16 protein-coding genes, 1 tRNA gene and 3 pseudogenes are annotated in these 21,432 nt (G+C 67.9%); 9 read left to right on the top strand and 11 right to left on the bottom strand.

All coding sequences use genetic code 11. The annotated features are described in order from the left end of the window. Positions 1-131 (top strand): annotated as a pseudogene (locus RZR99_RS21105) (integrase core domain-containing protein); the annotation flags it as partial. A gap of 233 nt (positions 132-364) precedes the next feature. Here the strand turns inward: RZR99_RS21105 and RZR99_RS21100 are convergent. Beyond that, positions 365-439 (bottom strand) — tRNA-Arg (locus RZR99_RS21100). A 253-nt stretch (positions 440-692) separates the two neighbouring features. After that, positions 693-875, bottom strand: coding sequence for a rubredoxin (locus RZR99_RS21095; RefSeq protein WP_323121711.1), 183 nt, complete (start codon positions 873-875; stop codon positions 693-695). Between the two features lie 197 nt (positions 876-1,072). On the opposite strand from RZR99_RS21095, the gene RZR99_RS21090 reads away from it, so the two are divergent. The 5 genes from RZR99_RS21090 (at position 1,073) to RZR99_RS21070 (ending at position 8,871) form a co-directional block, all read left to right on the top strand. After that, positions 1,073-1,477 (top strand): DUF4399 domain-containing protein, encoded by a 405-nt coding sequence (locus RZR99_RS21090; RefSeq protein ID WP_323121710.1) that lies wholly within the window; start codon positions 1,073-1,075, stop codon positions 1,475-1,477. A gap of 155 nt (positions 1,478-1,632) precedes the next feature. Continuing rightward, positions 1,633-3,576: an ATP-binding cassette domain-containing protein gene (locus RZR99_RS21085; protein ID WP_323121709.1), complete on the top strand. Its 1,944-nt coding sequence runs from the start codon at positions 1,633-1,635 to the stop codon at positions 3,574-3,576. A 243-nt stretch (positions 3,577-3,819) separates the two neighbouring features. Continuing rightward, positions 3,820-5,802 carry a DNA topoisomerase IV subunit B gene (parE, locus tag RZR99_RS21080; protein WP_323121708.1) on the top strand — a complete coding sequence of 661 codons (1,983 nt, stop codon included), beginning with the start codon at positions 3,820-3,822 and terminating at the stop codon, positions 5,800-5,802. Between the two features lie 58 nt (positions 5,803-5,860). Further along, complete coding sequence (gene parC, locus RZR99_RS21075) at positions 5,861-8,179, top strand: DNA topoisomerase IV subunit A (RefSeq protein ID WP_323121707.1); 2,319 nt, start codon at positions 5,861-5,863, stop codon at positions 8,177-8,179. 233 nt (positions 8,180-8,412) lie between these two features. Continuing rightward, positions 8,413-8,871: a CopD family protein gene (locus tag RZR99_RS21070; protein WP_323121706.1), complete on the top strand. Its 459-nt coding sequence runs from the start codon at positions 8,413-8,415 to the stop codon at positions 8,869-8,871. Positions 8,872-8,914: 43 nt separating this feature from the next. On the opposite strand, the gene RZR99_RS21065 is transcribed toward RZR99_RS21070, so the two are convergent. Continuing rightward, on the bottom strand, positions 8,915-9,799 hold the full coding sequence (locus tag RZR99_RS21065) for a LysR family transcriptional regulator (protein ID WP_323121705.1): 885 nt from the start codon (positions 9,797-9,799) through the stop codon (positions 8,915-8,917). A 94-nt stretch (positions 9,800-9,893) separates the two neighbouring features. Here RZR99_RS21065 and RZR99_RS21060 point away from each other — a divergent pair, with 94 nt between their 5' ends. Continuing rightward, complete coding sequence (locus RZR99_RS21060; protein WP_323121720.1) at positions 9,894-10,343, top strand: multidrug/biocide efflux PACE transporter; 450 nt, start codon at positions 9,894-9,896, stop codon at positions 10,341-10,343. A gap of 82 nt (positions 10,344-10,425) precedes the next feature. On the opposite strand, the pseudogene RZR99_RS21055 reads toward RZR99_RS21060, so the two are convergent. After that, positions 10,426-11,030: pseudogene (locus RZR99_RS21055) on the bottom strand (substrate-binding domain-containing protein); the annotation flags it as partial. Here RZR99_RS21055 and RZR99_RS21050 point away from each other — a divergent pair. Further along, a pseudogene (locus tag RZR99_RS21050) lies at positions 11,010-11,210 on the top strand (histone deacetylase family protein); the annotation flags it as partial. The pseudogenes RZR99_RS21055 and RZR99_RS21050 sit on opposite strands and share 21 nt — an antisense overlap. 66 nt (positions 11,211-11,276) lie before the next feature. On the opposite strand, the gene RZR99_RS21045 reads toward RZR99_RS21050, so the two are convergent. The 7 genes from RZR99_RS21045 to RZR99_RS21015 all read right to left on the bottom strand — a co-directional run bounded on the left by RZR99_RS21045 (position 11,277) and on the right by RZR99_RS21015 (position 19,542). After that, a complete protein-coding gene (locus tag RZR99_RS21045; RefSeq protein WP_323121704.1) occupies positions 11,277-12,473 on the bottom strand; it encodes a chromate transporter in 1,197 nt (398 codons plus the stop codon). A gap of 145 nt (positions 12,474-12,618) precedes the next feature. Then, a complete protein-coding gene (locus RZR99_RS21040) occupies positions 12,619-14,979 on the bottom strand; it encodes a bifunctional diguanylate cyclase/phosphodiesterase (RefSeq protein WP_407655482.1) in 2,361 nt (786 codons plus the stop codon). A gap of 213 nt (positions 14,980-15,192) precedes the next feature. Next, positions 15,193-16,074, bottom strand: a complete 882-nt coding sequence (locus tag RZR99_RS21035) for a PhzF family phenazine biosynthesis protein (protein ID WP_323121703.1) — start codon at positions 16,072-16,074, stop codon at positions 15,193-15,195. 28 nt (positions 16,075-16,102) lie between these two features. Continuing rightward, entirely contained in the window at positions 16,103-16,561 is a 459-nt protein-coding gene (locus RZR99_RS21030) for a RidA family protein (protein WP_323121702.1), read from the bottom strand. A 105-nt stretch (positions 16,562-16,666) separates the two neighbouring features. After that, on the bottom strand, positions 16,667-17,848 hold the full coding sequence (locus RZR99_RS21025; RefSeq protein WP_323121701.1) for an aminotransferase-like domain-containing protein: 1,182 nt from the start codon (positions 17,846-17,848) through the stop codon (positions 16,667-16,669). A gap of 61 nt (positions 17,849-17,909) precedes the next feature. Continuing rightward, complete coding sequence (locus tag RZR99_RS21020) at positions 17,910-18,818, bottom strand: DMT family transporter (RefSeq protein WP_323121700.1); 909 nt, start codon at positions 18,816-18,818, stop codon at positions 17,910-17,912. Positions 18,819-18,852: 34 nt separating this feature from the next. Beyond that, positions 18,853-19,542 (bottom strand): VOC family protein, encoded by a 690-nt coding sequence (locus RZR99_RS21015; RefSeq protein WP_323121699.1) that lies wholly within the window; start codon positions 19,540-19,542, stop codon positions 18,853-18,855. Between the two features lie 228 nt (positions 19,543-19,770). Between RZR99_RS21015 and RZR99_RS21010 the strand changes: the two genes are divergently transcribed. Next, a complete protein-coding gene (locus RZR99_RS21010) occupies positions 19,771-21,240 on the top strand; it encodes an aminotransferase-like domain-containing protein (RefSeq protein WP_323121698.1) in 1,470 nt (489 codons plus the stop codon). The last annotated feature ends 192 nt before the right edge of the window (positions 21,241-21,432 follow it).

Here is a 21,432-nt window from a genome sequence, read left to right as displayed (position 1 = left end):
CCTGGCGCCGGGATTACAACGAGAGCCGTCCTCACTCTGCTCTCAAAGAGTTGGCACCAGCTGAATTCGCCCGTCAGTTGGTGCCTTTGCCGGGTTCAACCAGACCCGAAACGCCGGAAAACTCGCTCTAGATCTGATCCGGAAATCCCAAGCGGATCACGCGCTGGCCTTCGCGTTCCGCACCTGTATGTCAGTGAGAGGCATTGTTGGTATTTTTGTTGGTATCTGCTGATACCAACAAAAATACCAACACTTTCTCCGGCTGTCACTGAGCAAACTTGGTTGACGGTAGGAGCTAGATGGCCGCCAGACGGGCCTGAGCGGGGAGTTTCTTGTGAATCTTGGGGGAGGTTTGGGGCTTGGCTGGTCCCCCCGACAGGAATCGAACCTGTATCTAGCGCTTAGGAGGCGCTTGTTCTATCCATTGAACTACGGGGAGGATAGCGCTGGCGATGCGTTGCGCACCGTTCGCGATGAGCCGGGTGTTGCCTGACGCGTCGGGACACGCCATTTTAACCAATACCCCGCCGCCACATGGTCGCGGGTCTCGGTTTCACCGTCCGGCTCGTGTGGACGGGCCGTTCAGGTACGCACATCCACGCGGGCACGAAGTATAGCAAACGCAATCGCCCCGCCAACCCCCGCCGCTACCGCGCCCCGCGCCCCGACGGACCGCATCGCGCCCTCCGTCCCTAGAAATCGACCACCACGAAGTCGCTCTTGCCCACATCGCACAACGGGCAGCGCCAGTCGTCCGGGATGTCCGCGAAGCGCGTGCCGGCGGCGAGTCCTTCATCCGGCAGACCTTCTTCCTCGTGGTAGATCCAGCCGCAAATCAGGCAGACCCAGCTCTTGTATTCGATGACTTCACTCATGTCGTGCTCTTGATCATTCGTTAATGCCGCGCGGCCGGAACGCGCGCGGCCGCCCGATCGGCGAAAGGCGCAATGGTACCGGAATTTGAAGAAATTCCCGCTTATACACGGACATGTACGTATCTCGAACAGACGGCGTTTTCCGCGCGCGCGGTGTATGCTTCGTGGGCCGTTTTTCATGTCCGAAGGAGAAAACGATGCTCAACAAGAAATGGATTGCCGGTGTGGTCTGCGCCGCCGCGCTGGTCGCGTCCGCCGCGGCGCGGGCTGAAGCCCGAGTGTTTTTCGTCGCCCCGCAGGACGGCGCGACCGTGTCGAACCCGGTTCACGTGAAGTTCGGTCTGGAAGGCATGGAGATCCGCCAGGCCGGCGACATGACGCCGGACACGGGCCACCACCACCTGCTGATCGACGGCAGACCGGTGCCCAAGGGCGACGTGATCCCCGCGTCCGAGCGCTCGCTGCACTTCGGCAAGGGCCAGACCGAGACCGACGTGAAACTGCCGCCCGGCCAGCACACGCTCACGCTGCAGTTCGGCGACGGCATGCATCGTTCCTATGGTCCCGAAATGAGCCAGACGATCACCGTCAACGTCCAGTAAGCGGCCCTGCGCGCACGGCCGCGGTAGCGGTCCGTGCGCAATCCGCCGGCGTACCGGCCCGCCCGGTCTTTTGCGTTCGGCCATCCGGCCAGCGCGGCGCGACGCTCCGCCCCCGGTACAATGAGCGCTTCCGATTCCTCTTCGCCGTCTCCCCCATGTCGCTTTATTCCATTACCGGCGCGCAGCTCGCGTTCGGTCACGTCGCGTTGCTCGATCACGCGGATTTCTCGCTCGAAGCCGGCGAGCGCGTCGGCCTGATCGGCCGCAACGGCGCCGGCAAGTCCTCGCTGCTCAAGATCGTCGCCGAACTGGCCAGGCCCGATGACGGCCTCGTCACGCGGCAGCAGGACCTGGTGAGCGTCTACGTGCCGCAGGAGCCGGAGTTCGATGCGGGGCAGTCGGTGTTCGACGCGGTCGCCTCCGGTCTCACGCATGCCCGCGAGCTGCACGACGAATACGATGCGATCGCGCATCGTCTCGCCGACACGCCCGAGGGCGGCGAGCACGATGCGCTGCTCGCGCGGATGAACGCGCTGCAGTCGTCGCTCGACGCGACGGACGCGTGGAACTGGCGCACCCGCGTCGCCACCACGCTCGCGCAGATCGGCCTCGACGGCGACGCGCAGGTCGACGCGCTGTCGGGCGGCATGCAGAAGCGCGTGGCGCTCGCCCGCGCGCTCGTCGTGCAGCCCGACGTGCTGCTGCTCGACGAACCGACCAACCATCTCGATTTCGACGGCATCCGCTGGCTCGAGGAGCTGCTGGTTTCCCAGCGCGCCGGCCTGCTGTTCATCACCCACGATCGCGCGTTCCTCGACCGCGTGGCGACGCGCATCGTCGAACTCGATCGCGGCCGCCTGCTGTCGTACCCCGGCAATTTCTCCGCCTATCAGATCCGCAAGGCGCAGCAGCTCGAAGTGGAACGGGTCGAGAACGACAAGTTCGACAAGCTGCTCGCGCAGGAAGAAGTGTGGATCCGCAAGGGCGTCGAGGCGCGCCGCACCCGCAGCGTCGGCCGGATCGCCCGCCTGGAGCAGATGCGCCACGATCGCGCCGAGCGCCGCAACGTGCAGGGCAACGTGAGGCTCGACGTCGCGCAGGGCGAGAAGTCGGGCAAGATCGTCGCCGAACTCACCGACGTGACGAAGCGCTACGGCGAACGCGCGGTGGTCGACGGGTTCTCGGCCACGGTGATGCGCGGCGACAAGATCGGCTTCGTCGGCGCGAACGGCGCCGGCAAGACCACGCTGCTCAAGCTGATCCTCGGCGAGATCAAGCCGGACGAAGGCACGGTACGCACCGGCACCAACCTGCAGGTCGCGTACTTCGACCAGATGCGCGCGCAGCTCGACCAGGAGCGCAGCCTCGCCGATACGATCAGTCCCGGCAGCGAATGGGTCGAGATCGGCGGCGTGAAGAAGCACGTGATGAGCTATCTCGGCGATTTCCTGTTCGCGCCCGAACGCGCCCGCTCGCCCGTCAAGTCGCTGTCGGGCGGCGAGCGCAACCGGCTGCTGCTCGCGCGGCTGTTCGCCCGGCCGGCCAACGTGCTGGTGCTCGACGAACCCACCAACGATCTCGATATCCCCACGCTCGAACTGCTCGAAGAGCTGCTGACCGACTATGACGGCACCGTGCTGCTCGTCAGCCACGATCGCGCGTTTCTCGACAACGTCGTCACGTCCGTGATCGCGTCGGAGGGCGGCGGCCGGTGGCGCGAGTACGTCGGCGGCTTCTCCGACTGGCAGATCCAGCGCGAGCGCTCGCAGCAGCTGCAGCAGGAGGCCGCGAGGCGCACCGCGCGGGACGCCGCGCCGGCGAAGGACGACGCGGCGAAGGCCGCGGCCGGCCGCAATGCGCAGCGCACCGTGAAGCTGTCGTTCAACGAGCAGCGCGAGCTGGATGCGCTGCCCGAGCGGATCGCGGCGCTCGAAGCCGAGCAGAAGACCATCGGCGCGCAGCTGGAGGACGGCGCGATCTTCGCGAAGGACGCGCAGGAAGGCACCCGCCTGACCGAGCGCTTCGCCGCGATCGACGACGAACTGCTCGAAGCGCTCGAACGCTGGGAGCAGCTCGAGGCGAAGCGCAAACCGTCGTAAAGCTCCCGTTCATGCGGGTGTCCCGGCGGAACCAGTAAAATACGCCCCGTTCGGGCGGCCCGCCCGGAGCGGCCGCTCCGGCGGTCTCCGGCGCGCGGTGCGCGGCGGGCGTCGCCCACTTTCGAAGCAATCTAAGCTCGCCATTGTTTCGATTCGCTTTTTTATCGAATTCAACGTTTTGTCCACGATGTTATCCACACGAGCTGTGGATAACCTCCCGAGGAATGACGAACCTAAGCGCCTATGTCCACGAAAAAGCCCAGCGCGGCCTATAGCGAAGCATCGATCAAGGTGCTGAAGGGCCTCGAGCCCGTGAAGCAGCGGCCCGGTATGTATACGCGTACCGAGAATCCGCTGCACATCATTCAGGAAGTGATCGACAACGCGTCCGACGAGGCGTTGGGCGGTTACGGCAAGCAGATCACGGTGACGCTGCATGCCGACCAGTCGGTGTCCGTCGAGGACGACGGGCGCGGCATTCCGTTCGGGATGCACCCGGAAGAGGGCGTGCCCGTCGTCGAGATCGTGTTCACGCGCCTGCACGCCGGCGGCAAGTTCGACAAGGCCGCGGGCGGCGCGTACACGTTCTCGGGCGGCCTGCACGGCGTCGGCGTGTCGGTCACCAACGCGCTCGCGACGCGCCTCGACGTGACGGTCTGGCGCGACGGCAAGGTCGCGCAGCTCGGCTTCTCCGGGGGCGACGTCGTGACGCCGCTCGCCACGCAGCCCGTGGCCCGCGGCGAGAAGAAATCCGGCACCCGCGTGACGGTCTGGCCGGATCCGAAGTATTTCGACTCGCCGAACCTGCCGCTCGGCGAGCTGCAGCGCCTGCTGCGCTCGAAGGCGGTGCTGCTGCCGGGCGTCGAGGTCGCGCTGATCAACGAGAAGACCGGCGAGCGGCAGACCTGGAAGTACGAGGACGGCCTGCGCGGCTACCTGCTCGAAGGGATGAACGGCGGCGAACTGCTGATCCCATTGTTCGAGGGCGAGCGCTTCGCCGATTCCCGCTCGGGCGACGACACGTTCGCCGAGGGCGAGGGCGCGTCGTGGGTGGTCGCGTGGAGCGAGGAAGGCTCGCTCACGCGCGAGTCCTACGTGAACCTGATCCCGACGCCGGCGGGCGGCACGCACGAGTCCGGTCTGCGCGACGGCCTGTTCCAGGCGGTCAAGAGCTTCGTCGAGCTGCACAACCTGCAGCCGAAGGGCGTGAAGCTGCTCGCGGAAGACGTGTTCGCGCGGGTGTCGTTCGTGCTGTCGGCGAAGGTGCTCGACCCGCAGTTCCAAGGTCAGATCAAGGAACGCCTGAACAGCCGCGACGCGGTGAAGCTGGTGTCGTCGTTCACGCGTCCGGCGCTCGAGCTGTGGCTCAACCAGCACGTCGAGCACGGCAAGAAGCTCGCGGAGCTGGTCATCAAGCAGGCGCAGGCGCGTACCCGCGCCGGCCAGAAGGTCGAGAAGCGCAAGAGCTCGGGCGTCGCGGTGCTGCCCGGCAAGCTCACCGATTGCGAAACCGAGGACATCGCGCGCAACGAGCTGTTCCTGGTCGAGGGCGACTCGGCGGGCGGTTCGGCGAAGATGGGCCGCGACAAGGAGTACCAGGCGATCCTGCCGCTGCGCGGCAAGGTGCTCAACACCTGGGAGACCGAGCGCGACCGGCTGTTCGCGAACAACGAGGTGCACGACATCTCGGTGGCGATCGGCGTCGATCCGCATAGTCCCGACGACAGCGTCGATCTGTCGAACCTGCGCTACGGCAAGATCTGCATCCTGTCGGACGCGGACGTCGACGGCTCGCACATCCAGGTGTTGCTGCTCACGCTGTTCTTCAAGCATTTCCCGCAGCTGATCGAGCGCGGCCACGTGTACGTCGCGCGGCCGCCGCTGTTCCGGGTCGACGCGCCCGCGCGCGGCAAGAAGCCCGCCCAGAAGCTTTACGCGCTCGACGAAGGCGAGCGGATCGCGATCTTCGACAAGCTGATGAAGGAAGGCGTGCGCGAGAGCCAACTGAGCGTGAGCCGCTTCAAGGGCCTCGGCGAAATGAGCGCCGAACAGCTGTGGGACACGACGATGAACCCCGACACCCGGCGCCTGATGCCCGTCAAGCTCGGCGATCTCGACTACGAGCGCACGGTCGAGCGCATGACGATGCTGATGGGCAAGGGCGAGGCCGCCGCGCGCCGCAGCTGGCTCGAGGAAAAGGGCAACGAAGTCGAAGCGGATATCTGAGCGCGGCCGGGCCGCGGCCCGGCGACGCCCTCATGCCACATACGGATACGAAATCTAGATGGACGACAACACTCCCGATCTTTTTACCGAGCCGGCGGCGCCCGAAGGCGATTTCCTGACGCTCGGCCACTATGCGGAACACGCATACCTCGAGTACGCGGTGAGCGTCGTGAAGGGCCGCGCGCTGCCGCACGTCTGCGACGGCCAGAAGCCCGTGCAGCGCCGGATCCTCTACGCGATGAACGAGATGGGTCTCGGCAACAACGCGAAGCCGGTGAAATCGGCGCGCGTGGTGGGCGACGTGCTCGGCAAGTACCACCCGCACGGCGACCAGTCCGCGTACGACGCGCTGGTGCGGCTCGCGCAGGATTTCTCGATGCGCTATCCGCTGATCGACGGGCAGGGCAACTTCGGTTCGCGCGACGGCGACGGCGCCGCCGCGATGCGATACACCGAAGCGCGCCTGACCCCGATCGCACAGCTGCTGCTCGACGAGATCGACCAGGGTACGGTCGACTTCATGCCGAACTACGACGGCTCGTTCGAGGAGCCGAAGCTGCTGCCGGGCCGGCTGCCGTTCGTGCTGCTGAACGGCGCGTCGGGGATCGCGGTGGGCCTCGCGACCGAAATCCCGTCGCACAACCTGCGTGAAGTGGCGGCCGCGGCGGTCGCGCTGATCCGCAATCCGAAGCTGTCGCCGGCCGAACTGATGCAGTTCGTGCCCGGTCCGGACTTCCCCGGCGGCGGCCAGATCATCTCGAGCGACGCGGAGATCGCCGCCGCGTACCAGGCCGGGCGCGGCAGCCTCAAGGTGCGCGCGCGCTGGAAGATCGAGGAGATGGCGCGCGGCCAGTGGCAGCTCGTCGTCACCGAATTGCCGCCGAACACGTCGGGACAGAAGGTGCTCGAGGAAATCGAGGAGCTGACCAACCCGAAGCTCAAGCTCGGCAAGAAGGCGCTGTCTCAGGAACAGCTCAACACCAAGAAGGCGATGCTCGACCTGCTCGATGCCGTGCGCGACGAATCCGGCAAGGACGCGCCGGTGCGGCTCGTGTTCGAACCGAAGTCGCGCGCGATCGACCAGACCGAGTTCATCCACTCGCTGCTCGCGCACACGAGCCTCGAATCGAACGCCACGCTGAACCTGGTGATGATCGGCGCCGACGGCCGGCCGGGCCAGAAGGGCCTGTTCAGCATCCTCGACGAATGGGTGAAGTTCCGCCAGCTCACCGTCACGCGCCGCTGCCGCCATCGGCTCGGCAAGGTGAACGACCGGATTCACATCCTCGAAGGCCGGATGATCGTCTTCCTGAACATCGACGAGGTGATCCGGATCATCCGAGAGTCGGACGAGCCGAAATCCGCGTTGATGGACGCATTCGGTCTCAGCGAGCGGCAGGCGGAGGACATTCTCGAAATCCGGCTGCGCCAGTTGGCACGGCTCGAGAAGATCAAGATCGAGAAGGAACTGGAAGAGCTGCGCGCCGAAAAGGCGAAGCTCGAGGAATTACTCGAGAACGACACCGCGATGAAGCGGTTGATGATCAAGGAGATCGAGACCGACGCGAAGCAGTTCGGCGACGAGCGCCGCACGCTGATCCAGCAGGAGAAGCGCGCGACTTTCGAAGCGCGCGTCGTGGACGAGCCGGTCACGGTGGTGGTGTCGCAAAAGGGCTGGGTGCGCGCGCTGAAGGGCCACGGGCTCGATCCGGCGAGCTTCTCGTTCAAGGCGGGCGACGGCCTGTACGCGGCGTTCCAGTGCCGCACCCCGGACACGCTGATCGCTTGGGGCAGCAGCGGCCGCGTGTATTCGGTCGCGGTGCAATTGCTGCCGGGCGGGCGCGGCGACGGCGTGCCGGTCACGTCGCTGATCGAGCTGGAGTCGGGCTCGCACCTGCTGCATTACTACGCGGCGCCGGCGGACCAGCCGCTGCTGCTGGCGTCGAGCAACGGCTTCGGCTTCATCGCGAAGGTGGGCGACATGGTGAGCCGCGTGAAGGCCGGCAAGGCGTTCATGACGATCGACGCGGGCGCGGCGCCGCTCGCGCCGATGCCGGTGCTGCCGGATGCGTCGCAGGTCGCTTGCCTGTCGAGCGGCGGCCGTCTGCTCGCGTTCGGCATGGACGAGATGAAGACGCTGTCGGGCGGCGGGCGCGGTGTGATCCTGATGGCGCTCGACGACAAGGAAACGCTCGTGCAGGCGCTGGCGATCGGCCGCCCGGGCGTCGTGCTGATGGGCACCGGGCGCGGCGGCAAGGCGCAGGAGGAGGTGTTCGCGGGCGCCGCCCTCGAGCCGCACGTCGGCAAGCGGGCGCGCAAGGGCCGTGCGCCGGATACCCGGCTGAAGATCGCCGGCCTGCGTCCGAATCTCGGCTGACGCGGCCGAGCCGCCCGCTATCGAAAAGCCGCGTGTGCGCAGTCGCGCACACGCGGCTTTTTGTTGTCTGGACTACTCAGCGTGCGCGCGCCGCGCGAAAATGCGGTGGCATGATGCCGATTGCCGCCGGGCGGGCTGAACCGCCGCGCGTCGCGGCTGTCGAACGCGCACCATGTCCGCGCGCGCCGTTGCGTGCGCATCGATGCTTTCAAAACAAACAGGATCTCCCCATCATGTCCCACGCTGTCGCCGTCGCCTTGTTCCTTCATCTGATCGGGGTCGCCGTGTGGGTGGGCGGCATGGTGTTCGCGCATTTCTGCCTGCGTCCCGCGCTGTCGGACCTGTCGCCGCAGTTGCGTCTGCCGCTGATCGAAGCGGTGTTCGGGCGGTTCTTCAACTGGGTCGCGGCGTCGGTGATCGCGATCCTGGTGACGGGCGGCTTCCTGCTGGTGAGCTTCGGCGGCGCGCATGCGACGTGGCCGCTGCATGCGATGGCGGGGCTTGGCGTCGTGATGATGCTGATCTTCGGCCACATCCGCTTCGCGCTGTTCCCGCGCATCCGCCGCGCGGTACAGGCGCAGAACTGGCCGGACGGCGCGCGCGCCGTCAACGCGATGCGTCTGCTGGTGATCGTGAATCTCGTGCTCGGCGTCGTGACCGTGGGCGCGGCCGTGCTGTCGCGCGGGTTCTGAGCGCGGGTCCGGCCCGGCGTCGTTTTCGTCTTCCCGGCCGCGTTCACGCGGCCAGCATCTGCTCCAGCAGCCATGAGCCGGCCGGCCCGAGCGGCCGGCTGCGCGACCACACCGCATCCACCGGCACGCGCCGCGGCCAGCCGCGCGCATTGAGCTCGACCAGCCGCTCGCGCGCGAAGTGGTCGACCATCCAGCGCGGCAGCTCCGCCCAGCCGAAGCCCGCGACCGCCATTTCCAGCAGCATCAGATAGCTCGGCGCCGACCAGAAGCGCCGCCCCGCGACGAGGCCTGTCTCGATGCGCGCGCCGCGCGGCGCGACATAGGTGTTGAGCCGCAACTCGCGCGCATCGTGCAGCGCGGCGAGCGGCACTTCGGCTTCGCCGTGCGCGGCGAACGGATGCTCGACGCCGACGAACAGCCCGATCTCCGACTGCTCCGCGACCGTCGCGGCGCCGATATCGGGCGGGTAGGTGCTGCGCGCGGCCATCAGCCCGAGCTGCGCGCGGCCTTGCTGGATCAGGTCGACCACGTCGTCGTGCTCGGCGATCTGGCATTCGAGCTCGAGTGTCGGGAAGCGCTTGTCGAGCGCGGCGAGCGTCTCCTCGTAACGGGTCGACTGGTAGGTGTCCGACACGACGAGCGTGAGGTGCGTTTCCTCGCCGCCCGCGAGCCGCGCGGCGAGCTGGTCGATCGCTTCGCCCGCCTCCAGTACGCGCAGCACTTCGGGCAGCAGCGCGCGGGCGGCGCCCGTCAAGGTCGGCTGACGGGTCGAGCGGTCGAACAGCGTGACGCCCAGATCGATTTCCAGATTGGCGATCGCCTCGCTGACGGTCGACTGTCGCTTGCCGAGCTTGCGTGCGGCGGCGGAGAACGAGCCGAGCGCGGCGGCCTCGGCAAACGCGAGCAGCGCTTCGGGAGAATGTCGCATGAGAGCGGGCTCCAGATGTATATCGGAAAAACCGATGATATCAAATTGGTTAAGACCGGTTAATCCGATGAAAATAGCGCCATTGCATTCATCAATGGAGCTGTTCATGACGATTCAACGGAAAACCTTCACGGAGCGGCTTGTTCATGCGCTGACGTTCGAACTGACGGCAATCGCGCTCTGCGCCCCGGTCCTGAGCTGGGTATTGGGCATGTCGCTGGTTCACGTCGGCGCGCTCACGGCCGTGGTCTCGCTGGTCGCGATGGCCTGGAACGTTGCGTTCAACGCGCTGTTCGACCGCTTCGAACGTCATTTTGGCCTCGTGCGCAACCTGATGCTCCGGATCGTTCACGCGATCGCGTTCGAGCTCGGTCTGATCGCGCTGGTGCTGCCGCTTGCCGCGTGGTGGCTGGAAATCAGCCTGCTTCAGGCCTTCGTGCTGGATCTCGGCATCCTGCTGTTCTTCCTGCCGTACACGTTTTTCTTCAACCTCGCTTACGACCGCCTGCGTGCGCGTCGGATCGCGCAAAGGGCGCTGGCCTGATGACCGCGCGCCTCGCGCGCCGCCAGTCCCATCCTCTCCCGAAGCCGGCGCCATGCCGGCTTCGTCACATTCGGCGCCGGCGTCATGCGGATGCCGCGAGCCGTTCGGCGAACGAATAGCGCCGCATGGTCCGCTGGAAGCCGTCGAGGAACGCGCGTTCGGCGGCTTCAGCCTGCGGTCGCGATGCCGCAGCAGAAAGATCTCGACATCCACCCGCCCGTCGTCGGGCGGCAGCCGTCGGAGCCGCTGCTGCAGCAGGTCGTCGCGCACGATGTGCTCGGGCAGGCAGCCGATCCCGTAGCCCGCGTAGATCAGCCGGCGCACTTCGTCGAGGCTCGGCGAGGATGCGACGACGCGCCCGGTGCAACCCTTCCGGCCGCGGAACACGGTGAGCGGCGACAGGCTGTCGCCGAGCTGGTCGCTCGTGAACGATACGCAATTCTTCGCGAGCAGGTCGGTCATCGTCAGAGGCGACCGGCCGAACAGCCGGTGATGCCGGCCGCAGACGATCGCGTAGCGCTGGCGCAGGAACGGCGTGCGTTCGAGCTTGTCGACCGGGCCGCGGCACAGGCTCAGGCCCGCTGTCGCGGTCTTCTGCAGCAGCGACGAGAGGATGTCCGACGAGCGCATCACGTCGATCTGCAGATCGACCCGCGGATATTGCCGGTGGAACTCGGCTTCGACCTCTACCGGGACGATCCGCAGTCGCAGGTGGCGCTGACGACCGAAGGTTTCGGCCGGCTGAGCGAACGGATCGGCGCGCTCGCGCTGCCGACCGTGATCGTGCAGGAGGGCGGCTATCACATCGACAGCCTCGACGCGAATGCGCAGGCGTTTTTCCGGGGATTCGGCGGCGCGCGCCGCTGAGTCCGGCGCGCGGGCGGGCGCGGCGAAAGGAACCGTTTCCCTTGCCTGTCGCGAGGCGCCGCGATGTCAGTGGGCGGCGAGCAGCAGCCAGCCGCCGCACGCGGCCGCTACCGTGCCGTACACCGCATAGACGGGGATCTTGAAACGCGCGAAGCACAGGCACGCGAACGCGCCGGTCACCCAGTACGCGGGTTCGGCGGGTACCTTCGCGACGATGCGCACCACCGCGATCAGCAGGAACGCGGTGGTGGCGGCGCGCAGCATCTTCATGCCGTGCTCGAAGCGCGGATTGCGCTTCAGGCGATGGACGTGGCGCTGCGCGAACACGACGAGGCAGCCCGACGGCAGGAACAGCGCGACGGTTGCGAGCAGCGCGCCGCGCCAGCCGTCCGTCAGGTAGCCGAGGAACGGCACGACATTCAGCAGCGGCCCCGGCGACACCGGCGACAGCGCGAACGCGAGCGTGAAATCGTGATCGGTGATGCCGCTGGTCGGGGTGACGAACAGCGTCTTGAGCACCGGTAGCGCGGAGAAACCGCCGCCGAACAGCGTCATGCCCGCGCCGGCGAGCCGGGGCCACAGCAGCCGCGCCTCGTATTCGCCGGGCAGCGGCAGCGCGAACAGCGCGATCAGCAGCGCGAGCGCGGCGAGCAACTGGCGATCGCGTACCGGCAGCGCGACGCGCAGCCGCTCGTTTCGATGCGTGCCGCTGAACCAGCCGGCCGCGAACGCGGCGGACAGGATGACCACGAACGCGGCCGGGCTATGCACGACGGCAAGCAGCACGGTCGCCAGCGCGGCGATGCCGCGTTCGAACGGCCCGCGCGCGAGCGAGCGGATCTGCTTGACCCAGGTCACGCCGATCAGTGCGGCCAGCACCATGCTGAAGTGATAGAGCACGACGGGGACGGCCAGCGCGCGGACGAACGGCGTTCGATAGAAGATCGCGAACAGCGTCATCAGCACGAAGAAGGGCAGCACGCTCGCGATGCCGGCGATCCAGGCGCCGGTGCGACCGCGCAGGATCTGGCCGACCTGCACGGCGACGTTGCAGCCGACCGGGCCGGGCACCATCCAGGCGAGCGCGATCAGGTCCGCGAAGGCGCGGGCGTCGATCCGCCGCTCGCGATCGACGTAATGGTGCTCGAGTTGCGCCATCATCGCGAGGCCGCCCCACGACAACGCGGAAACGGCGGCCACGACCTTGAACAGCGCCCACAGCGACTCTTGCTCGCCGCGCTCGGCGGCTTCCAGGCTCATCATGATGGCGTTTTGGCTCTCTCGGCGATGCGCGCACGGCCGGCCCGCATCGATCTTAATATTGTGCGACGCGCCAAGTGTGAGGTGTATGAGCAAAAACGCTATGAAAACCCTGTTCTCGACAGGTGAAAAGGGAGGAGTGCGATGTTTAGTCGCTGTTTGACGGATGTTTAGTCGAGTCGGCCACATGACGGCGCTCGGCGCGCGGGCCGTGCTCGACGCCGCAGATGCCGAAGCGCGCCAGCAGGGCCGGAATGCCGTCGGCGGGCACCGGGCGGGAGAACAGGAAGCCTTGCGCCTCGATCTGGCCGAGCGCGGCCAGCCACGCGATCTGCTCGTCGGTCTCGGTGCCTTCGACGACCACCGTCAGCCCGAGCGAGCGCGCGAGATGCACGATCGACGCGACCATCACGCAGACGCTGCGGTCGCCCGGAATCGCCTGCACGAACGAGCGGTCGACCTTCAGCGTGTCGACCGAGAAGCGGTGCAGGTACGACAGCGACGAGTAGCCGGTGCCGAAGTCGTCGAGCGCGATCCGGATGCCGAGCTTCTTGAGCGCGATGATCTTCTCCGACACCAATTCCGGATATTCCATCATCGCGGTTTCGGTGATCTCGATCTCGAGGCGGCGCGCTTCGATGCCGGTTTCCTGCAGCGTGCGCGAGATCGTGTCGATCAGGTCGCCGCGCCAGAACTGCACCGGGGAAATGTTGACGGCGAGCGTCAGCGTATCGTGGCCGTCGCGCTGCCAGCGCGCGAGTTGCTCGCACGCGGTGCGGATCACGAAATCGCCGATGGGAACAATCAGGCCGGTCGATTCGGCTATCGAAATAAACTCGTTCGCCGAGATCACGCCGTGCTCCGGGTGATCCCAGCGCGCGAGCGCCTCGAAGCCGGTGATGCAGCGGTGCGTGAGGTCGATCTTGGGCTGGTACGCGAGGAACAGCTGCCCGTCGGCGAGCGCGACGCGCAGCTGCTGCTCCCAGCGCATCAGGTGGTCCGCGCGGTGCGACAGGTGCGGCGCATAGAACTGGTAGCAGTTCTTGCCCGCGTCCTTCGCGCTGTACATGGCGAGATCGGCCTTCTTCAGCAGGTCGATCTCGCTCTCGTTGGCGACCGAGTGCAGCGCGATGCCGATGCTGGCGTGCAGAACGAACGAACTGCCGCGCACGTCGAACGGTTCGCCGAACATCTTGATGACGGCTTCGGCTAGGCGCACCGCGCGCCGCTCGACGTCGTCGCCCTTCACGACCACGACGAACTCGTCGCCGCCGATCCGCGCGAGCGTGCCTTCGTCCGCGACCGCGTCGGAGAGCCGCGCGGCGGTCATCTGCAGCACGATGTCGCCGGCGTTGTGGCCGAGCGTGTCGTTGACGGTCTTGAAGTTGTCGAGATCGATGAACAACAGCCCGAGCCGCGACAGGCTCGACGGCAGCGCGACGTCGTTGCGCAGTCCGCGCAGCGTCGCGTAGCGGTTCGCGAGGCCGGTCAGCAGGTCGTACTCGGCGAGCTGCGTCATTTCGCGCTCGCGGCCGAGCAGCTTGCCGATCAGCCCCGTCGCGACGCCGAAGAACGCCAGCATCGCGAGCGTGATGAAGCTCGTCATCAGCAGATAGACGTTGCGCGTGTGGTTGTAGTCGGCGAACTCCTCCGCCTGCGACAGGCCGACCAGTACGCCGAGCGGATAGCCTTCGAGGTGCCGGTACGACACGATGCGGGTGACGCCGTCGATCGGGTCGACGTAGGTGCCCGACACGCGTTCGGCGACCGGATACACGCCCGACGCGGAGAACGCGCCCGGTGCGTTCTCGAGAGAGCCGGTGCGGCGCGCGAGCACCGCGCCGGTGTCGGACACGACGCCGATCACGCCGTCCTTGCCGATCGCCGCGTTGTTGTAGAAGTCGCTCGTGAAATAGCTCGGGTCTTCCGAGACCACCACGATCCCGGCGAACGAGCCGTCGGGGTGGTTCAGGCGCCGCGTCATCTGCAGGGTCCAGTGGCCCGACACGCGGCCGAGCACCGGTTTGCTGATGTACAGCCGGTCGTCGTTATGCTGTTCGTGAACCCTGAAATGCTCGCGGTCCGACAGATCGATCCGGCGCGGGTTCAGTTCCGACGTGTTCGCCATCAGCTCGCCGCGCGCATCGACGAGCGACACCTGGATCAGCGTGTCGCTCGGCACGACGCCTTTTTCGACCGTGCTCGCCAGGTTGAAATGCTCGGGCGACTTCTCGAATTCGTATTTCACGAAACGCGTGATCTGGTCGACCTGATGGATCGCCTTGACGGTATGCTGCTCGAGCGCGGTCGACAGGATCGCGGCCGACGCGGTGGCCTCGCGGTACGCGCTTTCCTTCTCGACCGACAGGCGCGCAATGATCACCGCCCACAACAGGGCGAGCGCGAGCGTACCCAGCAGCGGGATGGCGAACAGTGCGCGCCGGCGTGATTTGCGCGACGCACGAGGCGAGCGCGCGGCATGCGAGGCGTGTGACCGAGACGAACTCATCGGACGGATGGGATCCTTGCACGCGGGACGTCCTGCCGGATGTCCGGGTAAATGGGCCGCGAAAGGCGACGGATAAGGCCCGATATTACTGAATGGTCCGAATTTAAGATAGCGCGGTCGAACGGCGCGGGACCGGATCGCCCGCGCCGGCGGAACCGGTGCGGCGGACCGGTTCCACACGGCGCAGCCATGCGGGGCGCGGGTCCGGCGGGGTCAGGCGAGCCGGAAACGGCCGTCGACGACCGTGACCGAGGCGCCGCCGATCCAGGTTTTCCCGATGGCGTCGTCGTAGTGCACGCGGATCCGGCCGTCGCGTCCGATCGCCGTGCCCTGGCGGGCCGTATACGCGGGACCGGGCCGGCGGCCCTGCTGCGTGAGAAGGCCGGCGATCGCGGCGTTCGCGCTGCCGGTGGCGGGGTCCTCGCCGTGTCCGAACCCGTCGCCCGTCATCAGGCAGCGGACTTCGAAGGTGGCGGGGCCGTCGGCCGGATGCGGACCGTACGCGGCGAGGCCGCTCGCGCCGACCGATCGCACGATAGACGCCAGCGCCGCCGGGTCCGGCGCGAGCGCCAGACAGTCGGCCGCCGATGCGAGCCGCACGACGAGCCACGGCGCACCGTTGTCGATGCCGTGCGGCGCCGCGCCGAAATCGATCGCGCCGGTGCGCAGCGCGGCGGCGAGCGCCGGGTAGTCGCGTTCGGGCAGCGGCGTGACTCGGGCGGGCGGGGCGGCGAACGCCCAGCCGCCGTCGCGTTCGACCAGTTCGACGAGCCCCGCGCCGCATTGCTGGATCAGCCGGCCCGGCGTGCGCGGCGCGGCGCCGCTGTCGAGGTACGCGTGCGCGCTGCCGAGCGTCGGGTGGCCGGCGAACGGCAACTCGCCGCCCGGCGTGAAGATCCGGACCCGATAGTCGGCGGCGGGATCGGTCGGCGTGCACAGGAAGGCGGTTTCCGACAGGTTGGTCCAGCGGGCGACGGCCCGCATGCCGGCGTCGCCGAGCGCATCGGCGTCGAACACGACGGCGAGCGGATTGCCCTTGAACGGCACCGACGTGAACACGTCGACCTGCTTGAAGCGAACGAAACGATCGGTCATGGCGGCGCGGGCGCGGCGTGGGCGCCGCTTACGCGACTTCGGCGATCAGCTCGATCTCGACGCACGCGCCGAGCGGGATCTGCGCGACGCCGAACGCCGAGCGCGCATGCTTGCCGGCGTCGCCGAACACTTCGGCGATCAGCTCCGACGCGCCGTTGGTGACGAGATGCTGTTCGGTGAATTCGAGCGTCGAGTTGACGAGGCTCATCACCTTGACGATGCGCTTGACCTGGTTGAGGTCGCCCGTGTGTGCGTGCAGCGTCGCGAGCAGATCGATCGCGACGAGGCGCGCGGCGGCCTTGCCTTCCTCCGTCGTGACGTTCGCGCCGAGCTTGCCGACCCACACCTTGCCGTCCTTCTTGGCGATGTGGCCCGACAGATAGACGGTGTTGCCGCTTTGCGCGCTCATCACGTAGGCGGCGGCCGGTGCGCCGGCGGTGGGGAGTTCGATGCCGAGTGCCTTGAGTTGGTCGTAGACGTTTGCCATCAGGGGGAGTCCTCGCGGGAAGCTGGAGTCAAAGGATGCCGGCAGCGGCGCTGCCGGGCAGGGGATGGGGCGCGCACCCGGGCGGGCGCGCGCCGGCAGGCCGAATCAGAGTCGTTCGCGGAGCAGCTTGCCGAGCCGGGCGACGCCTTCCTCGATCTTTTCGGGCGGCACTGTGACGAACGACAGCCGCAGCGTATTCGTCGGCGCCTCGTTCGCGAAGAACGGCGCGCCCGGCACGAAGGCGACGTTGTCGGCCACGGCCGCTTCGAGCAGCTGCATGGTGTCGATGCTGCCCGGCACCGTCACCCAGATGAACATGCCGCCTTCCGGGCGGTTCCAGCTCACGCCGTCGGGCATGTGGCGCTCGAGCGACGCGAGCATCGCGTCGCACTGTGCGCTGTAGAGCTCGCGGATCGTCGGGATATGGGTGTCGAGGAAGCCGTCGCGGATCACTTCGTATGCGATGCGCTGGGTGAGCGACGGGGTGTGCAGATCGGTGGCCTGCTTGGCCTGCACGAGCTTGAAGTGCAGTTCCTCGGGCGCGATGATGTAGCCGATCCGCAAGCCCGGCGCGAGCACCTTCGAGAACGTGCCGAGATGCACCACGTGGTCGGGCGCCATCGACAGCATCGTCGGCAGCGGCTCGCCCGCATAGTTGAGTGCGCCGTACGGATCGTCCTCCAGCACCGGGAACGGGCTCGTCTGCGCGAACGCGGCGAGCGCGCGGCGGCGCTCGACCGGCAGGCGCCGGCCGGTCGGGTTCTGGAAATTCGGCTGCGCGTAGAGCAGGCGCGCGCCCTTCGTCAGCTCGGGGACGAGCTGATCGGGCAGCAGGCCGTTTTCGTCGGTCTGCACCTGCACGTAGCGCGGCTCGTAGAGCGAGAACGACTGCAGCGCGCCCAGGTAGGTGGGGGTCTCGACCAGCACCGGGCTGTCCGGATCGATCAGCACCTTGCCGAGCAGGTCGAGCGCCTGCTGGGAGCCGGTCGTGACGAGCACCTGCGACACGCGTACCCGATAGCGTTCGGCGATCCATTCGCGCAGCGGGACGAACCCTTCCGTCGCGCTGTACTGGAGCGCGGCGCCGGGCGAATCGCGCAGCACGCGGTCGGAGGCTTCGCGCATCCGTTCGGCCGGGAACGTGGCCGGCGACGGCAGGCCGCCCGCGAACGAAATGACTTCGGGCCGTTCCGTCACTTTCAGGATTTCTCGGATCGCCGAGCTCGTGAGCTTGATGGCGCGTTGGGAAAGCTGCCACTGGGGCGGGTGCAGATCGCTCGGTTTCATAGTCTCCTCGGTCAGTAGTCGTGGGTTCGGTCAGGCAATATCAGCATTATCGCTCGGCAGCTCAGCTCGCGCGAGCGGGTTGAGGGGCGGTGCCGACGGCGGCCTTGCGGCCGGCCATCACGGTGGCGATCACGGCGGCGGCGAACAGCCAGGTCGACGGTGCGACGCTTTCGCCGAAGAAGAGCGCCGAAAACGCGATCGTGAAGAAGATCTGCAGCAGTTGCACCTGCCCGACCCGCGCGGTGCCGCCCATCGCGAGGCCCGCGTACCAGGCGAAGAAGCCGATGAACTGCGAGAACAGCGTCACGTAGCCGAACGCGAACCAGGTCCGCAGCGGCACCGGGCCGGGGTGGGCGAGATGGTGCGCCCACGCGAGCCAGCCGACCGGCACCGCGAGGAACGGCGCCGACACGACGAGCGCCCAGCAGATCACCTGCCAGCCGCCGATCTGGCGCGCGAGGCGGGCGCCTTCCGCGTAGCCGAGCGCGCCGATGCCGACCGCGACCAGCATCAGCAGGTCGCCCGCCTGCAGCGAACCGCCGCCGTCGCGCAGCGCGAACGCGATCACCAGCGCGCTGCCCGCCACGGCGCTCACCCAGAACGCCTTCGACGGGCGCTCGTGCGACAGCCACGCGGCGTACAGCGCGACGAACAGCGGCTGCAGGCCGTTGACGACCGCGCCATGCGCGGCCGGAACCGATTTCATCGCCCACGCGGAAAACACCGGATAGGCGATGATCACGCCCGCCGACACGATCGCGAGGCTTTTCATCTGCGCGCGACTGGGCAGCCGTTCGCGGCGCCACCAGAGCAGCGCGGCGGCCGGGATCGCGGCGAGCAGCGCGCGCCCGAGCCCGTTCAGCAGCGGATGAAAGGTTTCGACGACGATGCGCGTCATCGGCAGCGTCAGGCTGAAAATCATCACGCCGATCAGGCCGAGCAGCATGCCCCGAGTTTCGCGCGAATTCATGACCGTGGTGTCTCCTTGAGTATGGGGGCCGGGCTCAGCGCAGCGTGCGCGGACCGTTCGGCGTATCGAATTCGGCGACGAGCGCGGGCTCGCCCGCGCCGTCCGTCAAGGCGAGCAGCGGGTCGATGCCGAGCCAGCGCAGCTGCTCGAGCACCGTATCGGCCCGCGGGTGCTCGCCCCGCAGCGCGGTCAGCGCGATGCCGTCGTGCGGCAGCGTGTCGGCCGGGCGGCGTGTCGTGTCCCACTGGATCAGCGACGGCACGAGCCCGTCGCCCGCGTGCTGCCACTCGGGCCACCCCCCGTCGTCGGGAACGGTCAGGCCCCAGGAAAAATCGCCGCGCGTCATCGCGACCACGGGCGGGATCCGGTCCGGATACTGCCGGCGCCACAGCGCGAGTTGCCGGGGACGTTCGACCCGCGCGACCCAGTGGGCCAGCCACGGGCCGCGTTCGAGCCGGGCGCGGGTTGCCGGCGCGTCGAGCGCGAACAGGCGCGGGCGGGGCGTTTCGTCGCCGGCGGGCGGCGGCGCGTGCGGGTCGATCGCGATGACCTCGAGATACGCGCCGCCCCATAGGCCGAACAGCCGGTTATGGGTTCGCATCAGCGGATGCGCGCCGCCGCCGGACGGCTGCGCGCCAAGCGTATCGGCGACGTAGGCGACGCCTTCGTCGAGCGTGCGCGCGGCAATGACGAGGTGATCGAGCTGGAGCGGATGAGCGGCCATGGGCAAGCGACGGATTGGGGGCGGCGACGCCCGCGACGCGGACGGCCAGCGGTACGGCCCGAAACCGCTGCGCCCGGGCCGGCCGGTACGGCGCGGTTGCCGGGAGAGAATAAGGGGATCCGTGGAGCGGGCCGGTACGGCGGCCGGCGTCCAAAAACTGTAATCGTGCTCACCTGCACAGTAACGGTACAATCGGCGCGATACTCTTCGGTACAGTTGGAGGCCGCCATGTCTACCGTTCCGCTCGACCAGATCCCCGCCCCGCACGACACCGCCACGCTGACGCTGGTCGACCAGCTGGTCCAGTGGGCGCGCCGCCGGATCGACGAGCGGGTGTTCCGGCCGGGCATGCGGATGCCGTCGATCCGCAAGCTCGCGATCGACAAGAGCGTGTCGCGTTTCACCGTGGTCGAAGCCTATGAGCGCCTGGTCGCGCAGGGCTACCTCGATTCGCGGCGGGGCTCGGGTTTCTACGTGCGCGAGCGCTCGCTGGGCGCGCCGTCCGGCGATCCGGCCGCGCGCGGCCGCGCCGAGGCGGGCGCGGTTCACAACACGATCGACGTCGTCTGGCTGTTGCGCAACATGCTCCATACCGTCAGCCCGGAAAAGGGGCCGGGTCTAGGCTACCTGCCGGGCCGCTGGCTCGACGGCGAGCTGCTCACGAGCGCGCTGCGCGCGCTGGGCCGGCAGGCAGGCGCGCAGATGCTGGGCTTCGGTACCGCGCAAGGCTTTCTGCCGCTGCGCCAGCAGCTGCAGACGCGTCTCGCCGAGATGGAGATCGGCGCGTCCCCGGACCAGATCGTGCTGGTGTCCGGCATCACGCAGGCGATCGACCTGATCGCGCGGATCTACGTCCGGCCGGGCGATGCGGTGATCGTCGGCGATCCGGCCTGGTTCCAGATGTTCGGCCGCTTCGCGTCGCAGGGCGCGCAGCTGATCGGCATGCCCTACACGCCCGACGGCCCGGATCTCGACGCGCTCGAAACGCTGGTGCAGATGTGGCGGCCGAAGATGCTGGTCATCAATTCGGTGCTGCAGAACCCGACCGGCACCTCGCTGTCGGCCGCGCAGGCGTTCCGGATCCTGAAGCTCGCGGAGGCGTACGACTTCCTGGTCGTCGAGGATGACGTGTACGGCGACCTGTGCCCGCCGAGCTATCCGGCGACCCGCCTCGCGAGCCTCGACCAGCTGAAGCGGGTGATCTTCCTCGGCAGTTTCTCGAAGACGCTCGCGGCCAACCTGCGGGTCGGCTACGCCGCGTGCGCGCCGGAGATCGCGAAGGCGATCACCGACCAGAAGATGCTGGTCGGCATGACGACGCCGGAGCTGAACGAGCGCGTGCTGTACAAGGTGTTGACGGAGGGCCATTACCGGCGCCATGTCGAGCGGCTGCGCGCCCGGCTCGACGGCGTGCGCGACAAAACCGCGCGGATGCTCGAACGCTCGGGCATGCAGCTGTTCACGATGCCGGCGGCGGGGATGTTTCTGTGGGCCGACACCGGCGTCGATTCCGACGCGCTGGCCGCCGCCGCGCACGAGCAGGGCTTTCTGCTGACGCCGGGGAGCCTGTTCTCCCCGCAGCAGTCGCCGTCGAGCTGGACGCGCTTCAACGTCGCGAACTGCGGCGATCCGGCGCTGGCCCCGTTCCTCGCGCGCTATCTCGACGCGATGACGCGGCGCGCGGCGGAAGTCGATTGACCGACGCGGGCCGCCGCCGCGCGCGGCCTTGATCCGGATGCGGGACGGCGCCGGTACGGCACGCCGGCGCGCCGGCATCGGTGAGAAAATCGCCCGGACGTCCCCCCGGCCTCTTGAAGATCGCGCGGGTGGCCCTATTTAGGGCGCAGCCAAATGCCGCCGCAGGCGGGTTTTCAGCATTCATTGATCGTC

The sequence above is a fragment of the Burkholderia alba genome (assembly GCF_034721475.1).
GTDB lineage: Bacteria > Pseudomonadota > Gammaproteobacteria > Burkholderiales > Burkholderiaceae > Burkholderia > Burkholderia alba.
The sequence above is the reverse complement of the archived record's forward strand: the minus strand, read 5'-3'. Positions and strand labels throughout refer to the sequence as shown.